The organism is Sphingomonas sp. LR60 (assembly GCF_036855935.1).
Taxonomy (GTDB): Bacteria; Pseudomonadota; Alphaproteobacteria; order Sphingomonadales; family Sphingomonadaceae; genus Sphingomonas.
On record NZ_JASPFK010000001.1, the window covers coordinates 3163956 to 3179224 of the forward strand.

15 protein-coding genes and 1 pseudogene are annotated in these 15269 nt (G+C 68.0%); 9 read left to right on the plus strand and 7 right to left on the minus strand.

Features of this window, described 5'->3' with window-relative positions; all coding sequences use genetic code 11:
* Nucleotides 1–11: 11 nt before the first annotated feature.
* The 3 genes from QP166_RS14960 to QP166_RS14970 all read right to left on the minus strand — a co-directional run bounded on the left by QP166_RS14960 (nt 12) and on the right by QP166_RS14970 (nt 2136).
* Entirely contained in the window at nt 12–482 is a 471-nt protein-coding gene (locus tag QP166_RS14960) for an ExbD/TolR family protein (protein ID WP_333916628.1), read from the minus strand.
* A gap of 111 nt (nt 483–593) precedes the next feature.
* Nucleotides 594–1391, minus strand: coding sequence for a MotA/TolQ/ExbB proton channel family protein (locus QP166_RS14965; protein WP_333916629.1), 798 nt, complete (start codon nt 1389–1391; stop codon nt 594–596).
* 70 nt (nt 1392–1461) lie between these two features.
* A complete protein-coding gene (locus tag QP166_RS14970; protein ID WP_333916630.1) occupies nt 1462–2136 on the minus strand; it encodes an energy transducer TonB in 675 nt (224 codons plus the stop codon).
* 364 nt (nt 2137–2500) lie between these two features.
* Between QP166_RS14970 and QP166_RS14975 the strand changes: the two genes are divergently transcribed.
* The gene (locus QP166_RS14975; RefSeq protein ID WP_333916631.1) at nt 2501–3244 is read left to right on the plus strand and encodes a hypothetical protein; all 744 of its coding nucleotides are present in this window, start codon (nt 2501–2503) and stop codon (nt 3242–3244) included.
* Here QP166_RS14975 and QP166_RS14980 read toward each other — a convergent pair.
* Nucleotides 3219–3599, minus strand: coding sequence for a dihydroneopterin aldolase (locus tag QP166_RS14980; RefSeq protein ID WP_333916632.1), 381 nt, complete (start codon nt 3597–3599; stop codon nt 3219–3221). The two genes, QP166_RS14975 and QP166_RS14980, sit on opposite strands and share 26 nt — an antisense overlap.
* On the minus strand, nt 3596–4228 hold the full coding sequence (locus tag QP166_RS14985) for a glutathione S-transferase family protein (protein WP_333916633.1): 633 nt from the start codon (nt 4226–4228) through the stop codon (nt 3596–3598). The genes QP166_RS14980 and QP166_RS14985 overlap by 4 nt, the downstream gene beginning before the upstream one ends.
* Before the next feature lie 120 nt (nt 4229–4348).
* Between QP166_RS14985 and QP166_RS14990 the strand changes: the two genes are divergently transcribed.
* The 4 genes and pseudogenes from QP166_RS14990 (at nt 4349) to QP166_RS15005 (ending at nt 7216) form a co-directional block, all read left to right on the plus strand.
* A complete protein-coding gene (locus tag QP166_RS14990; RefSeq protein WP_333916634.1) occupies nt 4349–4852 on the plus strand; it encodes a GNAT family N-acetyltransferase in 504 nt (167 codons plus the stop codon).
* A gap of 37 nt (nt 4853–4889) precedes the next feature.
* Nucleotides 4890–5450 (plus strand): DUF1285 domain-containing protein, encoded by a 561-nt coding sequence (locus tag QP166_RS14995; protein WP_333916635.1) that lies wholly within the window; start codon nt 4890–4892, stop codon nt 5448–5450.
* Nucleotides 5447–6031, plus strand: a complete 585-nt coding sequence (locus QP166_RS15000) for a CoA pyrophosphatase (RefSeq protein WP_333916636.1) — start codon at nt 5447–5449, stop codon at nt 6029–6031. Before QP166_RS14995 ends, QP166_RS15000 begins: the two co-directional genes overlap by 4 nt.
* A pseudogene (locus QP166_RS15005) lies at nt 6019–7216 on the plus strand (CCA tRNA nucleotidyltransferase). The gene QP166_RS15000 and the pseudogene QP166_RS15005 overlap by 13 nt, the downstream one beginning before the upstream one ends.
* Here QP166_RS15005 and QP166_RS15010 read toward each other — a convergent pair.
* Together QP166_RS15010 and parC are read right to left on the minus strand one after the other, a co-directional pair.
* Nucleotides 7186–8853 carry a putative bifunctional diguanylate cyclase/phosphodiesterase gene (locus tag QP166_RS15010; RefSeq protein ID WP_333916637.1) on the minus strand — a complete coding sequence of 556 codons (1668 nt, stop codon included), beginning with the start codon at nt 8851–8853 and terminating at the stop codon, nt 7186–7188. The pseudogene QP166_RS15005 and the gene QP166_RS15010 overlap by 31 nt on opposite strands.
* A 131-nt stretch (nt 8854–8984) precedes the next feature.
* Nucleotides 8985–11234: a DNA topoisomerase IV subunit A gene (parC, locus tag QP166_RS15015; RefSeq protein WP_333916638.1), complete on the minus strand. Its 2250-nt coding sequence runs from the start codon at nt 11232–11234 to the stop codon at nt 8985–8987.
* 285 nt (nt 11235–11519) lie between these two features.
* Here parC and QP166_RS15020 point away from each other — a divergent pair, with 285 nt between their 5' ends.
* The 4 genes from QP166_RS15020 to purC all read left to right on the plus strand — a co-directional run bounded on the left by QP166_RS15020 (nt 11520) and on the right by purC (nt 15266).
* Entirely contained in the window at nt 11520–12677 is a 1158-nt protein-coding gene (locus QP166_RS15020; protein WP_333916639.1) for an OpgC family protein, read from the plus strand.
* Entirely contained in the window at nt 12656–13567 is a 912-nt protein-coding gene (locus QP166_RS15025; RefSeq protein ID WP_333916640.1) for an alpha/beta hydrolase, read from the plus strand. The genes QP166_RS15020 and QP166_RS15025 overlap by 22 nt, the downstream gene beginning before the upstream one ends.
* On the plus strand, nt 13564–14388 hold the full coding sequence (locus QP166_RS15030; RefSeq protein WP_333916641.1) for a DUF4349 domain-containing protein: 825 nt from the start codon (nt 13564–13566) through the stop codon (nt 14386–14388). The genes QP166_RS15025 and QP166_RS15030 overlap by 4 nt, the downstream gene beginning before the upstream one ends.
* Before the next feature lie 98 nt (nt 14389–14486).
* Nucleotides 14487–15266, plus strand: a complete 780-nt coding sequence (gene purC / locus QP166_RS15035; RefSeq protein WP_028967003.1) for a phosphoribosylaminoimidazolesuccinocarboxamide synthase — start codon at nt 14487–14489, stop codon at nt 15264–15266.
* Nucleotides 15267–15269: the final 3 nt, after the last annotated feature.

Below are 15269 nucleotides of genomic sequence, written 5' to 3' on the forward strand. Positions count from 1 at the left end.
CTACTCCTCGCTCAGGCGCCGCCGCCCTTGGGCTGCGAAATGAACCCGACCTTGGCGAAGCCGGCCATCTGCATGTTGTAAATCGTCCCCGCCACGCAACGCCACGGCGTGCCGACGTCGGCGCGGACATGCGCCTCGGGCAGTTCGAGGTCGGGGTTGCCCGGGCCGCCCTGACGATCGATTTCGGTCTTCAGCTTGGCCACCGCGCGGTCCAGCAGTTCCTGATGGGTCACCGGGGTCACACCCCAATAGACCTGGCAGGCACCGTTGTTGCCCATGACCGACAGCGACACGTTCTCGGGCTTGGTCGTGGTCGGGTCGAAGACGACGCTGGGCAGCTTGATGCCCTTCACCGTCTGGATGGCGACCGGCACCGCGATCAGGAAGATGATGAGGAGCACCAGCATGACGTCCACGAGGGGCGTCGTGTTGATGTCCGACATCGGTTTTTCAGCGGAGTCACCGCCAACGCTCATCGCCATCAGGCTATCCTATTCTCTCGTTCCGCCGCTCGATGCCGCCTGGCGGCACCGATGCGGCGGCAGGTGATCGACGGGGCCGCCAGAAGCGACGGCCCCGCTTATCCCTTCGCCTTACGGGCGGGTCTGCACGCCACCGGTCTGGCCGGCGGTCGTGGTCGCCGTGGTCGGCTTGACCGGCGCCTTGGCGGTGGCGGTCGTCGCGCCGATCGCCGGGCGAACCGCACCGTTCGAAGCGAGGAAGCCCAGCACGTCGTTCGAGAAGGCCGACAGGTCTTCCGCGATCGACTTGTTGCGACGCTGCAGCCAGTTGTACGCCAGCACCGCCGGAACGGCGACGACGAGGCCGAGTGCGGTCATGATGAGCGCCTCACCGACCGGGCCCGCGACCTTGTCGATCGAAGGATCGCCCGACGCGCCGATCTTGATCAGCGCGCGGTAGATGCCGACCACGGTACCGAACAGACCGATGAACGGCGAGGTCGCGCCGACGGTCGCGAGGAACGCCAGACCACCGCCCAGCTTCGAGTTGATCGCGGCTTCCGAACGCGCCAGCGAACCGTGCAGCCAATCGTGCGCTTCGACCGGATCGGTCAGCTTCGAGTGCTGCTCCTGCGCGGCCAGGCCGTCATCGACCAGCTGCTTGTAGGCGGAGTTCTTCTCCAGCTTCGCCGAGCCTTCGCGCAGCGAGGTGCTGTTCCAGAAGTTCGACCGGACGCGCTTCGCCTGGTTGATGATCTTCTGCTGCTCGAACAGCTTCGAGAAGAGGATGTAGAAGGACACAACCGACATCACCACCAGGATGGTGAAAACCGACTGCGAGATGATGCCGCCTTCCTTCAGCGCCTGCTGCAGGCCGAACTGGTTCTCGGCTGCCGCGGTCCCACCCGCGGCGAGGATGTTGATGATCATTCGGTTTCTTCCTTAAGCCAGATAAGTTGTCGGCCGGCGATTGTGGTCCGCGCGGCCAGGGTCACGCGGATCAATTTTGTGGCAGCACCCATCGCACCGGCAGCGTGTAGCTGGAGACGATCGGGTTACCGGTAGCATCCTGTGCCGGCGAGAACCGCACGCGGCTCTTGGCGATACGGCAGGTCGCCTGGTCGAGCGCCGAAGAGTTGCTCGACGTGGTGACCACGCAATCGGTGACGCGCCCGTCAGTGCCCACCGTCAGCTTCGCGACGACACGTCCCTGCTCTTCGGCGCGGATCGCCGAGGGTGGATAGTTGTCGGCACCGAAGAACTGGCCGGGGTTACCCTTCAGACCGGCAGCCTTGCTGACCGCAGGCGGAGCCGGCGGAGCAGGCGGCGCAGGCGGAGCGGGCGGCGCGACGACTGCCGTCGGCACATAGACCGGAGGCGGGGTCGGCACCGTCGCGACCGTCACGGGCGGCGGGTTCGGATTGCGCACGATCGGCGGCGGCGACACCACCGGCGGCGGCGTCATCGGCGTATCGGGCGGCGGGGGCGGCGGCTCTTCCGGCGGCGGGGGCGGTGGCTCCTCGACGTCGAACGTGTTCAGCTTCTCGACCTGCTTCTTGACGAAATTCGTCGCGAGGCCGGTTATGAAGGCATAGCCAAGAGCAACGTGGATCAATGCGACGATTACCAGCGCACCAACCTTGCCCCCGCTCATCTTCTGGTCAGAATAGGCCATTCAGCAACGAAACTCCCTCATCCTGCGGCCCGTGGCGTGACCGGATCGAAACCCGGCCGGGTTGTTTACCTTTCCGTAGCGCCCAATAGGCTACCTACAGACACACAAGTCCTATCGCGCGCCTTTTGGGAGCGCAAACGCTTTGTCGGACGCAACAAACGTACAGCCGGACTGCGACGTTTTTATTTCTGTATCGTTTGTGTGCCCGCGTCTATCCCAAGCGGCATGACCAAGCGCTTTTTTCCTGTCGTCCGCCGCCGCGCTGCTGACTCCCGCCATCGCGCCGGTATCCGTCCGCGCCCAGCAACCGCCTGTCGCCGCACCGGTTGCGCCATCGCTCGGCTATGCCGATCTCACCGATCTGGTGATCGCCAGCCCTCTGGTGGTCGACGCGACGATTCGCTCGGCCTCGCGAATCAAGGGGGCGGAGGCAGCCGGGCTCCCCGCCGGCAAGACGCGATTCTATGTCGAAGCGGATGTAACGACGCTGATGCGCGGCGCCACCGCGATCCCTGCGCGTGTCGGCTGGCTGGTCGATGTCGGCCCCGATTGGCGCGGCCGGGCGCCAACGCTCAAAAAGCGGCGCGTGCTCGCATTCGCACGTCCCGTAGCGGGACAAGCAGGTCAAATTCAGTTGGTTGAGCCCGGCGCGCAGCACGATTGGAGTGCCGCGCTCGAACAACGCGTTCGGGCGATCGCTTCGGAAATCGCCGCTCCCGATGCCCCGCCCGTCATCACCGACGTCGGCAACGCCTTTCACGTTCCCGGCGCGCTGCCCGGTGAAGGCGAGACGCAGATCTTCCTGCGCACCCGCGATAATCGCCCGGCCGCTTTGTCGATCCTGCGTCGCCCGGGCGAGCAGCCGCGCTGGTCGATCGCGCTGAGCGAGATCATCGACGATTCGGCCCCCACGCCGAAACGCGACACGTTGCTCTGGTATCGGCTCGCCTGCGCCCTGCCCGCGACGCTCCCCGAACGAAGCACCGCCTCGCTCTCGCCCGACGATGCGACGCAGGCGCAGGCCGATTATGCCCTCGTCATCGAGCAGCTCGGCCCATGCCGCGCCGCGCCAGCGCCGATGGTCAGCGCCGGTGCCGGACCAATGTGATGCCGATCGCCTCGCCGGCCTCGGCAATGGCGAGCTTGACGATCTTTACCTTCACGCGGCGGACTCGCTGATCCTGAAGGAACAGCGTCTCCGCAATGTGATCAGCCACCGCCTCGATCAGCGTGAAATGTCCGGCGGTCGACAGCGCGTCGGTCGCGGCGTGCTTGAGATCGAGATAGTTCTTCGAGGCCGACAGTGGCGTATCGGGCGCATAGTGCGTCGGCGCGTCGAGCAGCACCGTCAACGAGATGCGCAGCGGCTGCGGCAGGTGCGTCTCTTCGGAATAGATGCCGGTCAGCACCTGCACCTCAAGGTCGTGCACCTCGAGTTCGAGCGTATCGGGGGCGTAGGTCATGCGGCGGAACTCGGGCGGGCGGTGGCGGCGGCGTGCCAGCGGCGCAGGTGCGGCACGCCATCGGGCAGCGCCAGCCGCGCCATTGCGGCGAAATCGACCGTCACCAGCGCGGTGATATCGGCATAGGAGTAGCGGTCGCCCGCCACCCATTCATTGTCGGCGAGCCGCTCGTCGAGCGTGGCAACGAATGCCTCCCACATCCGCGCGCCGCGCGCCGCGAGGTCGGGGAGCTGCGGCAGCGCCGGCCAGATGCCCGGCTCCGCACGATCCGCGAACCGCGGCGCGGCATTGCGCAGCGCATAGACGCAGGCGGCATAGCCCTCGGCCTCGACGCGTCGGGTCCAGACAGTGACGCGCGCGATCTCGACCGGGCGCGCGCCAAACAGCGGCGGTTCGGGGTGCAGCGCCTCGAAGAATCGGCAGATCGCGGTCGAGTCGCCGATCACCTCGCCATCGTCCAGCCGTAGCGCGGGGATGGTCCCGCGCGGATTGATCGCGAGATAATCGGGATGCAGATGCGCCCCGCCCGCCAGGTCGACTGGCACACGATCGACGGAGATCGCCTTTTCCGCCAGATAGATCCGCACGCGCCGGGGGCTGGGCGCGCGCTCGGCGTCGTAAAGCTTCATTCGATCATTCCGCTTGCCATCGCTGCCGTCGAAACGTGTCCGTTGCCGTGCGGCGGGGCTCGCCCTAAAGCGCCCGCGCCCGGGCGTCCACCTCGATCGCGGGCAGGAGGAAGCGCGCGCGTGATCCAGATGGTGCCGATCGACACGATCGCCGACGATGCGGTGGAGCAGCTGCTCGACCGGGCGTTCGGCCGCGACCGGCATAGCCGCACCGCCTATCGCCTCCGTGAAGGGACACAGGCGATTACCGGGCTGAGCTTCGCGCTGGTCGAGGACGATGCGCTGCTCGGCTCGATCCAATGCTGGCCGGTGCAGGTCGATGGCGACGACGGGTCGGTCTGGCCGCTGGTGCTGGTCGGTCCGGTCGCGATCGTCCCCGAGCGGCAGCAGGAGGGGCTCGGCCGGCGGCTGATGGAGGCGGCGCTCGCCGCGGCGGAAGGCAGCCCGCCGCTGACGCTGATCGGCGATCCGGAATATTACGGCCGCTTCTTCGGCTTCGACGCCGCGCCCACCGCCCTGTGGCGGCTACCCGGCCCGGTCGAGCGGCGCCGACTGCTCGCACGCGGCGCGAACGTGCCTGCTCTGCCCGGAGTGCTCGGGCCTCGGCGCCACGCGCTCGCCTGACCTTTACCCCGCGCTACCCGCGTCCTAGGTGAGCGCGATGCCGATGGCGCCGCCTCCCGACTTCGATACGCTGACCGTCGCCGACATCGCGCGGCTTGCCGACAGCAATCGGCTGCCGCCGGTCGAGCGCTGGAACCCGACGCATTGCGGTGACAGCGAGATGCGGATCGCACGCGACGGCAGCTGGTATCATCAGGGCGCGCCGATCACTCGGCCGGCGATGGTGCGCGCGTTCAGCCGCATCCTGCGCCGCGAACCCGACGGCGGCTATGTGCTGGTCACGCCGGTCGAGAAACTCGACATCGCGGTCGAGGATGCGCCGTTCGTCGCGGTGGAAATGAAGGCCGAGGGTAGCGACCGCGACGCGACGCTCGCGTTCCGGCTCAACACCGGCGAATTGGTGACCGCCTCCGCCGCAAACCCGCTGCGATTCGAAGAGCGCGCCGACGGGGTCCATCCCTATGTCCATGTCCGCGGCGGGCTGGAGGCGCTGATCGCGCGGCCGGTCTATTACGAACTCGCCGAGCGCGCATTGGCCGGCGACGACGCGGCTCCCGGTGTGTGGAGCGCCGGCACCTTCTTCGCGCTGCAATCGTGACGCTTGCCGAGCGGCTCGCCGCCGCACTGGCCGACGATGCGGCACCCGTGCTGGCGGGCGACGATCACGACCATTCCGCCGATGCGGTGCTGACGCCCGCCGCGGTGCTGGTCGCGATCACCGACCGCCCCGCCCCCGGCGTGCTCCTCACCCAGCGTACCGAAACCTTGCGCCGCCACGCCGGACAGGTCGCCTTCCCCGGCGGCCGCCTCGATCCCGGTGAGGATGCGGTCACCGCCGCGTTGCGCGAAGCCGAGGAGGAGATCGCGCTGCCCCGCCAGGAGGTCAGCGTGATCGGCACCTCCGATTCGTATCGCACCGGCACCGGCTTCACGATCACGCCGGTTATCGGCGTCGTGCCTCCCGACCTGCCGCTGGTGGCGAGCGAAGCGGAGGTCGCGGCGGTGTTCGAGGTGCCGCTCGCCTTCCTGCTCGACCCCACCAATCAGCGTGCTGCGATGGCGATCTATCAGGGGCGCGAGCGCCGCTATGTGGAGATGATGTGGAACGATCGGCGGATCTGGGGCGCGACGGCGGGGATGATCGTCAACCTCTCGAAGCGACTACGATGGCGGGCATGACGCTGCCCGTCGCCCCGTGGCGGGCGCGTCCGGGTCTCGCCGAACTGATCGCCGCGCTCGACGGGGACGCGGGCATGGCGCGCTGGGTCGGCGGCGCGGTGCGCGATTCGCTGCTGGAGCTTCCGGTCGCCGACCTCGATCTCGCCACGCGCTTCACCCCCGATGAGGTCGTGCGACGGCTGGAGGCGAGCGGGATCAAGGCGGTGCCCACCGGGATCGCGCACGGCACCGTCACCGCGGTCAGCCAGGGAACGGTCGTCGAGGTCACGACGCTGCGCCGGGACGTCGCGACGGACGGGCGCCATGCGACGGTCGCCTTTTCGGACGACTGGCGAGAGGATGCCGCGCGGCGCGATTTCACGATGAACGCGCTCTACGCCGACCCGCTGACCGGCGAGCTGTTCGACTGGTTCGGCGGACTCGACGATCTCGCGGCGCGGCGCGTGCGGTTCATCGGCGATCCTTATCGCCGAATCGCCGAGGATCACCTCCGCATCCTGCGCTTCTTCCGCTTCCACGCGCGCTTCGGCGACGCGATCGACGCGGACGGATTGGCGGCATGTGTCGCGCGCGCCAATGACCTGATGGCGCTCAGCCGCGAGCGAGATCGCCGCCGAATTGCTCAAGCTGCTCGTCGCGCCCGGCGCGGTGCCGGTGGTGACGCTGATGGAAGCGAAGGGCATCTTTCGCCCGGTGCTCCCCGAGATCGATGCGGCCGGCGTCGCGCGGCTGGCCTTCCTGGCGCAGCGCGAGTCGGCGGCCGGCATCGCACCCGATGCGATCCGGCGACTCGCCGCCCTGGTCGCGCCCGACGCGGCGGAGGGCGTCGGCGCGCGGCTGAAGCTGTCGAACAACGATCGCAAGCGGCTGATCCAGGCCGGCGCCGGCCCGGGCGACGAAGGGGCCCGAGCGCTCGGCTACCGCGTGGGCGTGGAAAGCGCGATCGACCGGTTGCTGCTCGCCGGCACCGATCCGTCCGAACTCACCGACTGGTCACGCCCATCGCTGCCGATCGGCGGCGGTGCGCTGGTCGCGCGCGGACTTGCGAAGGGACCCGACGTCGCGCGGGCGTTACGCGCCGTCGAGGATCGCTGGATCGCGGAGCACTTCCCCGATGCGGACCGGGTCGCGGCGATCGCCGACGACGAAGTCGCTCAGGTGTTGCGCTCGCGCAGGAACGCATAGGCTGCATCGGGCTCCAGCGGCCGCGAATAGGCATAGCCCTGCCCGAAGGTGCAGCCGAGCGCGGCCAGCGTCTGCCCGACGTCGATCGCCTCGATTCCTTCGGCGACGGTCGCCATCCCCAGCGCCTGCGACAGCCCGAGGATCGCGCGGACGATCGCCACCTTGTCACGATCGGTCAGCAGGCCGGTCACGAAGCTGCGGTCGATCTTGAGCACGTCGATCGGCAGCTTCTGCAACGAAGCGAGGTTCGAGAAGCCGGTGCCGAAATCGTCCATCGCGATCGTTACGCCGGTTTCCTTGAGCCCGGCCAGCACGCGCGCGATTCGATCGGGATCGTTGATGAGCGCGCTTTCGGTGATCTCCAGCTTCAGCCGCCCGCCCGCCAACCCGGTATCGTTGAGCGCGCGCCGCACGACTCCGGCGATCGAGTCGCGCTGCAACTGGATCGGCGACAGGTTGACCGCCACCGTCGCGCCGCAATCGCCGCCGGCACGCTGGTCCCAGCGCGCCAGCGTGCGCAGCGCGCTGTCCAGCGCCCACCGGCCGAGCGGCACGATCAACCCCGATTCCTCGGCGACCGGGATGAAGCGGCCGGGCTCGTGGCGCACACCGTGCTCGTCGGTCCAGCGTGCCAATGCCTCGAACCCGCTGACCCGCCCGGTCTGGAGATTGCAGATCGGCTGATAGACGAGGTTGAGCTGCTCGCTTTCGATCGCGCGACGGAGCGACGTCTCCATCGCGAATTCCGCACGCGCCGAATCGAGCGCGCGCGTCTGGTATGATTCGGCGTTCTTCGTGGACTTCGACTTCTTCATCGCCACCTGCGCGTGGCGGATCACGTCCTCTGCTTCGCTGACCGTGCCGTCACCGAACGCGATGCCGATCGCGCACGACACGCGCAGTTCGTATTCGCTGAGCCGGAACGGCGTCGCCAGCGCGTCGCGGATGCGACGGGCGACGTGCTCGGCCTCGTCGCGATCCGCATCGATCGACAACAGCACGCCGAATTCGTCGCCGCCGGTGCGCGCCAGCGTATCGCTATGGCGCAGCGCGCCCTTAATGCGGCGTGCGACGGTGATCAGCAGTTCGTCGCCGGTCAGCGATCCCAGACAGGCGTTGAACCGGCTGAAGCGATCGAGATCGATCATCAGCACCGCCCACGACGCATTGCCCTGCGCGATGCTCCCTTCCAGCGCATCGGTGAATCCGCCGCGGTTCGGCAGCCCGGTCAGGCTGTCGGTCGCCATCTCGCGGCGCAGCGTTTCTTCGGTCCGCACCTCCGCGGTCTGGTCGACGAACGACGCGATACAGGCCCGATCGGTGCGTTGCGGCAACCGCGACAACGTCAGGCGATAGTGCCGGCGCTCGACCGCGGCACCGGTCTGCCAGTCACGTTCCTCGCTTTGCGCCTCGGAGGCGAGGAACGTCTGCACGATCGGTGCGAGGTTCGGCTCGTCGATCAACCGCGCACGGGTGAACGCACGGTTGACAACTTCGAAGCGCGTTTGCTCTTCGTCGAGCGCGATCAGCGCCACGGGAATGGGAACGAGTTCCAGCGATCCCTGATGCGCGGACAGGCCCGGCGACTCGATCGGAGTCGTCGGTTGTCGGGTCAGCCATGTCGCACGCGTTGCCATCACGGTTTTGGATAGCGGCGAAGGGTTAAGGCAGACTTTAAGACCGGGCGCTTTCGCGCTGTCAGGTTCGATACGCTACCGTTACGTCCTAGGCAGTGACGGTGACCGTGTGGTTAACGGCGCGGTGGCGATCAAAAGCGATTGTCGCGTGGGAAGCCGTTGGGCGGCATCCGCCCCGCCGCGCCGCGCGCGGTGCGCCATTGCGACAGGTCCGTCTCGGTCCGAGTCCGCCCGCTATCGCCGCCCATCGCCCAGCTCAGCCCTTCGGCGAACACCAGCGTCCGCGCGTCCGCCAGCCCGCCATCGCGATAGCGTTGCAACTGCACCCCCTGCCCGCGCGTCATCTCGGGCAGGTCGGCGATCGGGAACAGCGCCAGCTTGCGATTGTCGCCGATCACCGCGACATAATCGTCGGCGGGCGCGACCGGGCGGACGACCGCCAGCGACGCGCCGGCACGCGGCGCCACCACCGTCTTGCCCTTGCGCGTTTCCGCGATCACATCGGCCACCGGCACGATGAAGCCGCGTCCGTCGCTGGCCACGACCAGCAGCCGCGCCGCGCGCGCCGCGCTCAGCAGGGCGATGATCGGGACGCTGCCGTCAAGGTCGATCGACGCGCGCACCGGCTCCCCGAACCCGCGGCCGCCCGGCAATTTGTCAGCCGCCAGCGTGAAGAACCGGCCGTTCCCCGCCGCCAGCAGCAATTTGTCGGTAGTCTGCGCATGGAAGGCGAAAGCCGGCCCGTCGCCTTCCTTGAACTTCAGCGTCTCGGGCGCGGAGAGGTCGACATGGCCCTTCATCGCGCGGATCCAGCCGCGCGCCGACAGGATCACGCTGATCGGCTCGCGCTCGATCATCGCCTCCAGCGGGATGTCGCGTGCCGCGGCCTGTTCGCGCAGCTCGGTCCGCCGCTTGCCCAGCGCGGTCTCGGGACCATAACGGTCGCGCACCTTGCGGAAATCGGCCTTCAGCCGCGTGCGCTGCTTCGCCTCGGAGCCGAGCAGCGCCGCCAGCGTCGCCTGCTCCTTCTCCAGCGCCGCTTGCTCGCGCTTCAGCTCCATTTCCTCCAGCCGGCGCAGGCTGCGCAAGCGCATGTTGAGGATCGCCTCGGCCTGGCGGTCGGTCAGCTCGAACTCGGCGATCATCACCGCCTTCGGCTCGTCCTCGGTGCGGATGATCTCGATTACGCGGTCGAGGTTGAGGAACGCGACGATATACCCGCCGACCAGCTCCAGCCGGTCGGCGATCTTGCTCAGCCGGTGCTCGGTACGGCGTTGCAGCACCACGAACTGATGCTCGACCCACGCCGCCAGCGCGGCGCGCAGCGACATCACGCGCGGCGTCCGCTCCTTGTCGAGCACGTTGAGGTTGAGCGGGACGCGCGTCTCCAGATCGGACAGCCGGAAAAGCCCGTCCATCAACACCTGCGCGTCGACGGTGCGGCTGCGCGGTTCCAGCACGATCCGCACCTGCTCGTCCGATTCGTCGCGAACATCGGCCAGGATCGGCAGCTTCTTGTCCTCGATCAGCGCCGCGAGCTGCTCGATCAGCTTGCCCTTGGCGACGCCATACGGGATCTCCGACACCACCAGGTGCCAGCCGCCGCCCTTTTCCGCGATCTTCTCGATCCGCGCGCGGACCCGAAACGCACCGCGCCCGGTCGCATAGGCTTCGGCGATGATCGCCGTCGCGTCGACCAGCAGCCCGCCGGTCGGAAAGTCCGGCCCCTTCACATGTTCGAGGATCGCGGCATCGTCCGCGTCGGGTCGGTCGATCAACAGGATCGCGGCGTCCATCAACTCGGCGGCATTGTGCGGCGGAACGCTGGTCGCCATCCCGACCGCGATCCCGCTCGCGCCGTTCGCGAGCAGATTGGGGAAGGCGCCGGGGAACAGCTCGGGCTCCTGCTCCTCGCCATTGTAGGTGGGGCGGAACTCGGTCGCATCTTCGTCGAGCCCGTCCATCAGGTCGATTGCGACCTGCGTCAGCCGTGCCTCGGTATAGCGATAGGCGGCGGCGTTATCGCCGTCGATGTTGCCGAAATTGCCCTGTCCGTCGACCAGCGGATAGCGGAGCGCGAAATCCTGCGCCAATCGCACCATCGCATCATAGACCGACTGGTCGCCGTGCGGATGATATTTGCCGATCACGTCGCCGACGACGCGCGCGCACTTCTTGTAGCCCGAGGCCGGATCGAGCTTGAGCAGCCGCATCGCCCAAAGAAGCCGCCGATGCACCGGCTTCAGACCGTCCCGCACATCGGGCAGCGACCGCGCGGTGATCGTCGACAGCGCATAGACGAGATACCGCTCGCTCAACGCGCTGTCGAACGGCGCATCGAGGATGCCGATCGGGGGATTGTCGGAGAGGTCGGTGGCCATGTCGGCGCAGGTGGTAGCAGCGCGAGGCGACGTTCCACAACCGTTCCGCGCGTCGGTCCGCTAAATCCGCCAGCGTGGCGAGCCACCATTCGCGGAAGGAGGAGCATTACTTCCCTGGTCAAGCTCTCCCGAGCATGTCGAACCGTCCGGGACGTGGCGGCGCGAAAAGGCGACGGGCCGCGCGGCACGGGTTCGCGCCGGGCGTTGGTGCCGCTATCACCGCCATGCTGCACTGCACCGCAGCCGCTATTCGCCGTCACCTGAAACTGCCACGGAGCCCGCCGCTTGCCACGTTACGGATTGATCGACGGGCTTCGCGGTTTCTTCCTCGTCTTCATGCTCATCAACCACCTCGTCTTCACGGGTGGCTATTGGATGCAGAACGTCAACCACAACAAGCTCGCGTTCGTCGAGGACGCGCAGGGTTTCGTGTTCCTGTCCGGGCTGATGATCGGGCTGGTCTATGGCCGCAAGATGCTTAAGCTCGGCTATGACGAGGGGCGGGCACAGGTCTGGCGGCGCGCGTTCCAGCTCTATCGTTATGCGATGGGGATCGTCGTCGCGGTACTGATCGCGCGCGCGTTGCTGCCCGGCGCACCCCAGGCATGGGGCAATTGGCTCGGCCATACCAGCCTGACCGGCGACCCGCTGCGGCTCGCGGCGATCGCGACCTTCCTGTTCCAGCCGACCGTCATGGACATCCTGCCGCAATATGTCCTCTACATGCTGGTCGCGCCGCCGCTGCTGCGCTGGTGCCTCGACGGGCGCGTGGTGCCGGTCGCCACCGCATCCGTCATCCTGTGGATCGCCGGACAGCTTGCGATGCAGCGTTTCGTGACCGACCCGCTCGGGCAGGTGGTGACCGCCGACGACGGACAAGGTCTGCGCGCCAGCTTCAACCTGCTCGGCTGGCAGCTCGTGTTTTTCTCGGGCATGATCGCGGGCGCGCTGACGGCCGCCGGGCGCGTCGACTGGCAGCGCGTGTTCCGCGCCGATCATGCCGCCCCCGCGAAGATCGCGCTGGCGATCTGCCTGTTCTTCGCGCCGCTGCGGCTGCTCAGTGCCTATGGGATGCTGCCGCAATGGCTGATCGAGAAGATCGACCTGCTCGGCATCCGCGGCGACTTCGGGCCGATCTACCTCATCAATTTCGTTGCCGCGACCACCGGGCTGACGTGGCTGCTGATCGCCGGAAAGGACCATACCCGTCCCGGCGTCCGGCATGTCGCGGCATGGACGCGCGGGCTGTTCTCGCTGTCGTTCCTGCGCCTGCTCGGGCGGCATTCGCTGCACGTCTATGTCTGGCACGTCGCGATCGTCTATGCGGTCTATTATGTCGACCAGATGCAGGGACCGTTCGCACCATGGCTGAAGACCGCGATCGCATTGGCGGGGATCGCCGTGCTGGCGCTGCCCGCGCTGTGGCGAGAGCGCCGCAGCTGATCGCGCTTGCCGCGGCGTTGCTCGCCACGGCATGTACGACCGCGATGCCGCCGAAGCCGCTCACCTGGGCCGACCTCACCGCACGCCCGCGCGCCACCCCTGATGCGACGATCGCCTATGGCAGCGACGCGCTGCAGAAGGTCGATGTCTGGCTGCCCGCCGGGCCGGGGCCGCATCGCACCGTCCTGATGGTGCACGGCGGCTGCTGGCAGATCGAGATCGCCGACCGCCGCCTGATGGACTGGGTCGCCGACGACCTGCGCCGCAGCGGCTATGCGGTGTGGAACATCGACTATCGCGGCGTCGACCGAAGCGGCGGCGGCTATCCCGGCACCTTCGCCGATGCCGCGGCGGCGGCCGACGCGCTGCGCACCCATGCCGCGCGCTTCGCACTCGATCCGTCGCACATCGTCGCGGTCGGCCATTCGGCGGGCGGGCACCTCGCGCTATGGCTGGCCGCGCGCCCGCGCCTCCCCGCGACCAGCCCGCTCGCCACCCCCGACCCGCTGAAGATCGCGCATGTCATCAGCCTCGGCGGCCTCCCCGATCTCGAGGCCACCGCCGCCAGCCCCGACAACGGCTGCGGCACCGAAGTGGTGGCGAAGCTGGTCGGCACCGACCGCGCCGATCCTTACGCCGACACCTCGGTTCCGCGCCTCTTCCCGCTCGGCGTCCCGCAGGACCTCGTCAACGGCCGCGCCGACAAGATCATCCCGTTCCGCATGGCCACCGACTATGCCGCCAAAGCGCGCGCTGCCGGCGACCTCGCGACGCTCCACGAGGTCCGGAACACCGGCCATGTCGAGCTGGTCACCCCCGGAACCGAGGCGTGGGCGGAGACGAAGCGGTTGATCGCCAAGGCGTTCGCAGAAAAGGAGACGCGACGGTGAAAAGGTGGTTCCTCGTCCTCGCGCTCTTTCTCGCGAGCTGCGGCAGCCCGACAAACAGCAACAAGCTCAACACGTTCGATGTCGAGGAACCGACCGCCGTGCCGAAGGATGAAGGCGGCCCGCAGATCGCCTACAGCTACGACCTCGCCTATCGCCTCGACCCCGGCACACTCGACGCCGTGCACCGCGCGCACCTCGCCTTGTGCCGCAGCCTGACGCGCGAGCGCTGCATCGTCATGGAGGATGCGGTCACGCACAATCCGCGCGGCGACGACGCGGGCAATCTTCGGCTGCTGGTCGACGCGCGTCTCGCCGGCACCTTCGGCCAGCAACTCGACGCGCGCGTCACCGCCGCCGGTGGTGCCTTGCAGACGCGGCGCGTCACCGCCGAGGACGTGACCAAGCAGGTCGTCGATGTCGACGCACGGTTGCGCGCCAAGCAGGCGCTCTCCGACCGATTGTTCCGGCTGATCCAGAACGGCGGTGGCAGCGTCGGCGATCTCGTCGCAGCGGAGAAAGCCTATGCCGAGGTTCAGCAGGACCTCGACGCCGCCCGCTCGCTGCGCGCCGAGTTGCAGCGCCGCGTCGCGATGTCCGTCCTCACGATCGCCTATGCGGTGACACCGGCGGGCGGGGTCTGGGCGCCGGTCCGCACCGCCTTCGGGCAAGGCGGCGACTCGTTCGCGGTCAGCGCCGCGGCGGCGATCACCTTCGTCATCGCCGCGACACCGTGGCTGGTGATCGTCGGCCCCGCCATCTGGCTGCTGATCCTCGGCTGGCGGCGCTTCCGCCGCTGGCGCGCAAGCCGGGTGCGCGCCTGATTTGCAGCCACCGCCCCCTTCCCCTATAGCCGAGATTGATTCCCCGCCCCGGCCGTCCGCAAACCTGCGTCGCCGGGGCGCTTCTTTCGAGGGCAAGCATGGCACGCAGGCGGCAGATCTACGAAGGCAAGGCGAAGATCCTCTATGAGGGTCCGGAGCCGGGCACGCTGATCCAGTATTTCAAGGACGACGCCACCGCCTTCAACGCCCAGAAGAAGGGCACGATCAACGGCAAGGGCGTGCTCAACAACCGTATCTCCGAGCATATCTTCACGCTGCTCGATCATATCGGCGTGCCGACTCACTTCATCCGCCGCCTCAACATGCGCGAGCAGTTGATCCGGCAGGTCGAGATCGTGCCGATCGAGGTCGTCGTCCGCAACGTCGCCGCCGGCTCGATCAGCAAGCGGCTCGGGATCGAGGAAGGCGTCAAGCTGCCGCGCACGATCCTCGAATATTACTACAAGGACGACGCGCTCGGCGATCCGATGATCTCCGACGAGCATATCGCGGCGTTCGGCTGGGCCAGCCAGGAAGAGATGCACGACATCGCCGACCTGGCGATTCGCGTGAACGACTTCCTCAGCGGGCTGTTCGCAGGCGTCGGCATCCGGCTGGTCGACTTCAAGCTCGAGTTCGGCCGCATCTGGGACAACGACTACGGTCGGATCATCCTCGCCGACGAGATCAGCCCGGACGGTTGCCGGCTGTGGGACATGGCGTCGAACGAGAAGCTGGATAAGGACCGCTTCCGCCGCGACATGGGTGGCGAGGTCGAGGCCTATCAGGAAGTCGCACGCCGGCTCGGCCTGCTCCCCGAGGGTGGCGATACAGCGGTGCTCGACCTCGAAGAGCATCGTAAGAGCCGCGGCAAGTAACCG

What these genes read in the sequence shown, in the direction of transcription:
- QP166_RS14960 (WP_333916628.1), bottom strand. Translation starts at nt 482, where the DNA reads ATGGCGATGAGCGTTGGCGGTGACTCCGCTGAAAAACCGATGTCGGAC.
- QP166_RS14965 (WP_333916629.1), bottom strand. Translation starts at nt 1,391, where the DNA reads ATGATCATCAACATCCTCGCCGCGGGTGGGACCGCGGCAGCCGAGAAC.
- QP166_RS14970 (WP_333916630.1), bottom strand. Translation starts at nt 2,136, where the DNA reads ATGGCCTATTCTGACCAGAAGATGAGCGGGGGCAAGGTTGGTGCGCTG.
- QP166_RS14980 (WP_333916632.1), bottom strand. Translation starts at nt 3,599, where the DNA reads ATGACCTACGCCCCCGATACGCTCGAACTCGAGGTGCACGACCTTGAG.
- QP166_RS14985 (WP_333916633.1), bottom strand. Translation starts at nt 4,228, where the DNA reads ATGAAGCTTTACGACGCCGAGCGCGCGCCCAGCCCCCGGCGCGTGCGG.
- QP166_RS14995 (WP_333916635.1), top strand. Translation starts at nt 4,890, where the DNA reads ATGCCGATGGCGCCGCCTCCCGACTTCGATACGCTGACCGTCGCCGAC.
- QP166_RS15010 (WP_333916637.1), bottom strand. Translation starts at nt 8,853, where the DNA reads ATGGCAACGCGTGCGACATGGCTGACCCGACAACCGACGACTCCGATC.
- parC (WP_333916638.1), bottom strand. Translation starts at nt 11,234, where the DNA reads ATGGCCACCGACCTCTCCGACAATCCCCCGATCGGCATCCTCGATGCG.
- purC (WP_028967003.1), top strand. Translation starts at nt 14,487, where the DNA reads ATGGCACGCAGGCGGCAGATCTACGAAGGCAAGGCGAAGATCCTCTAT.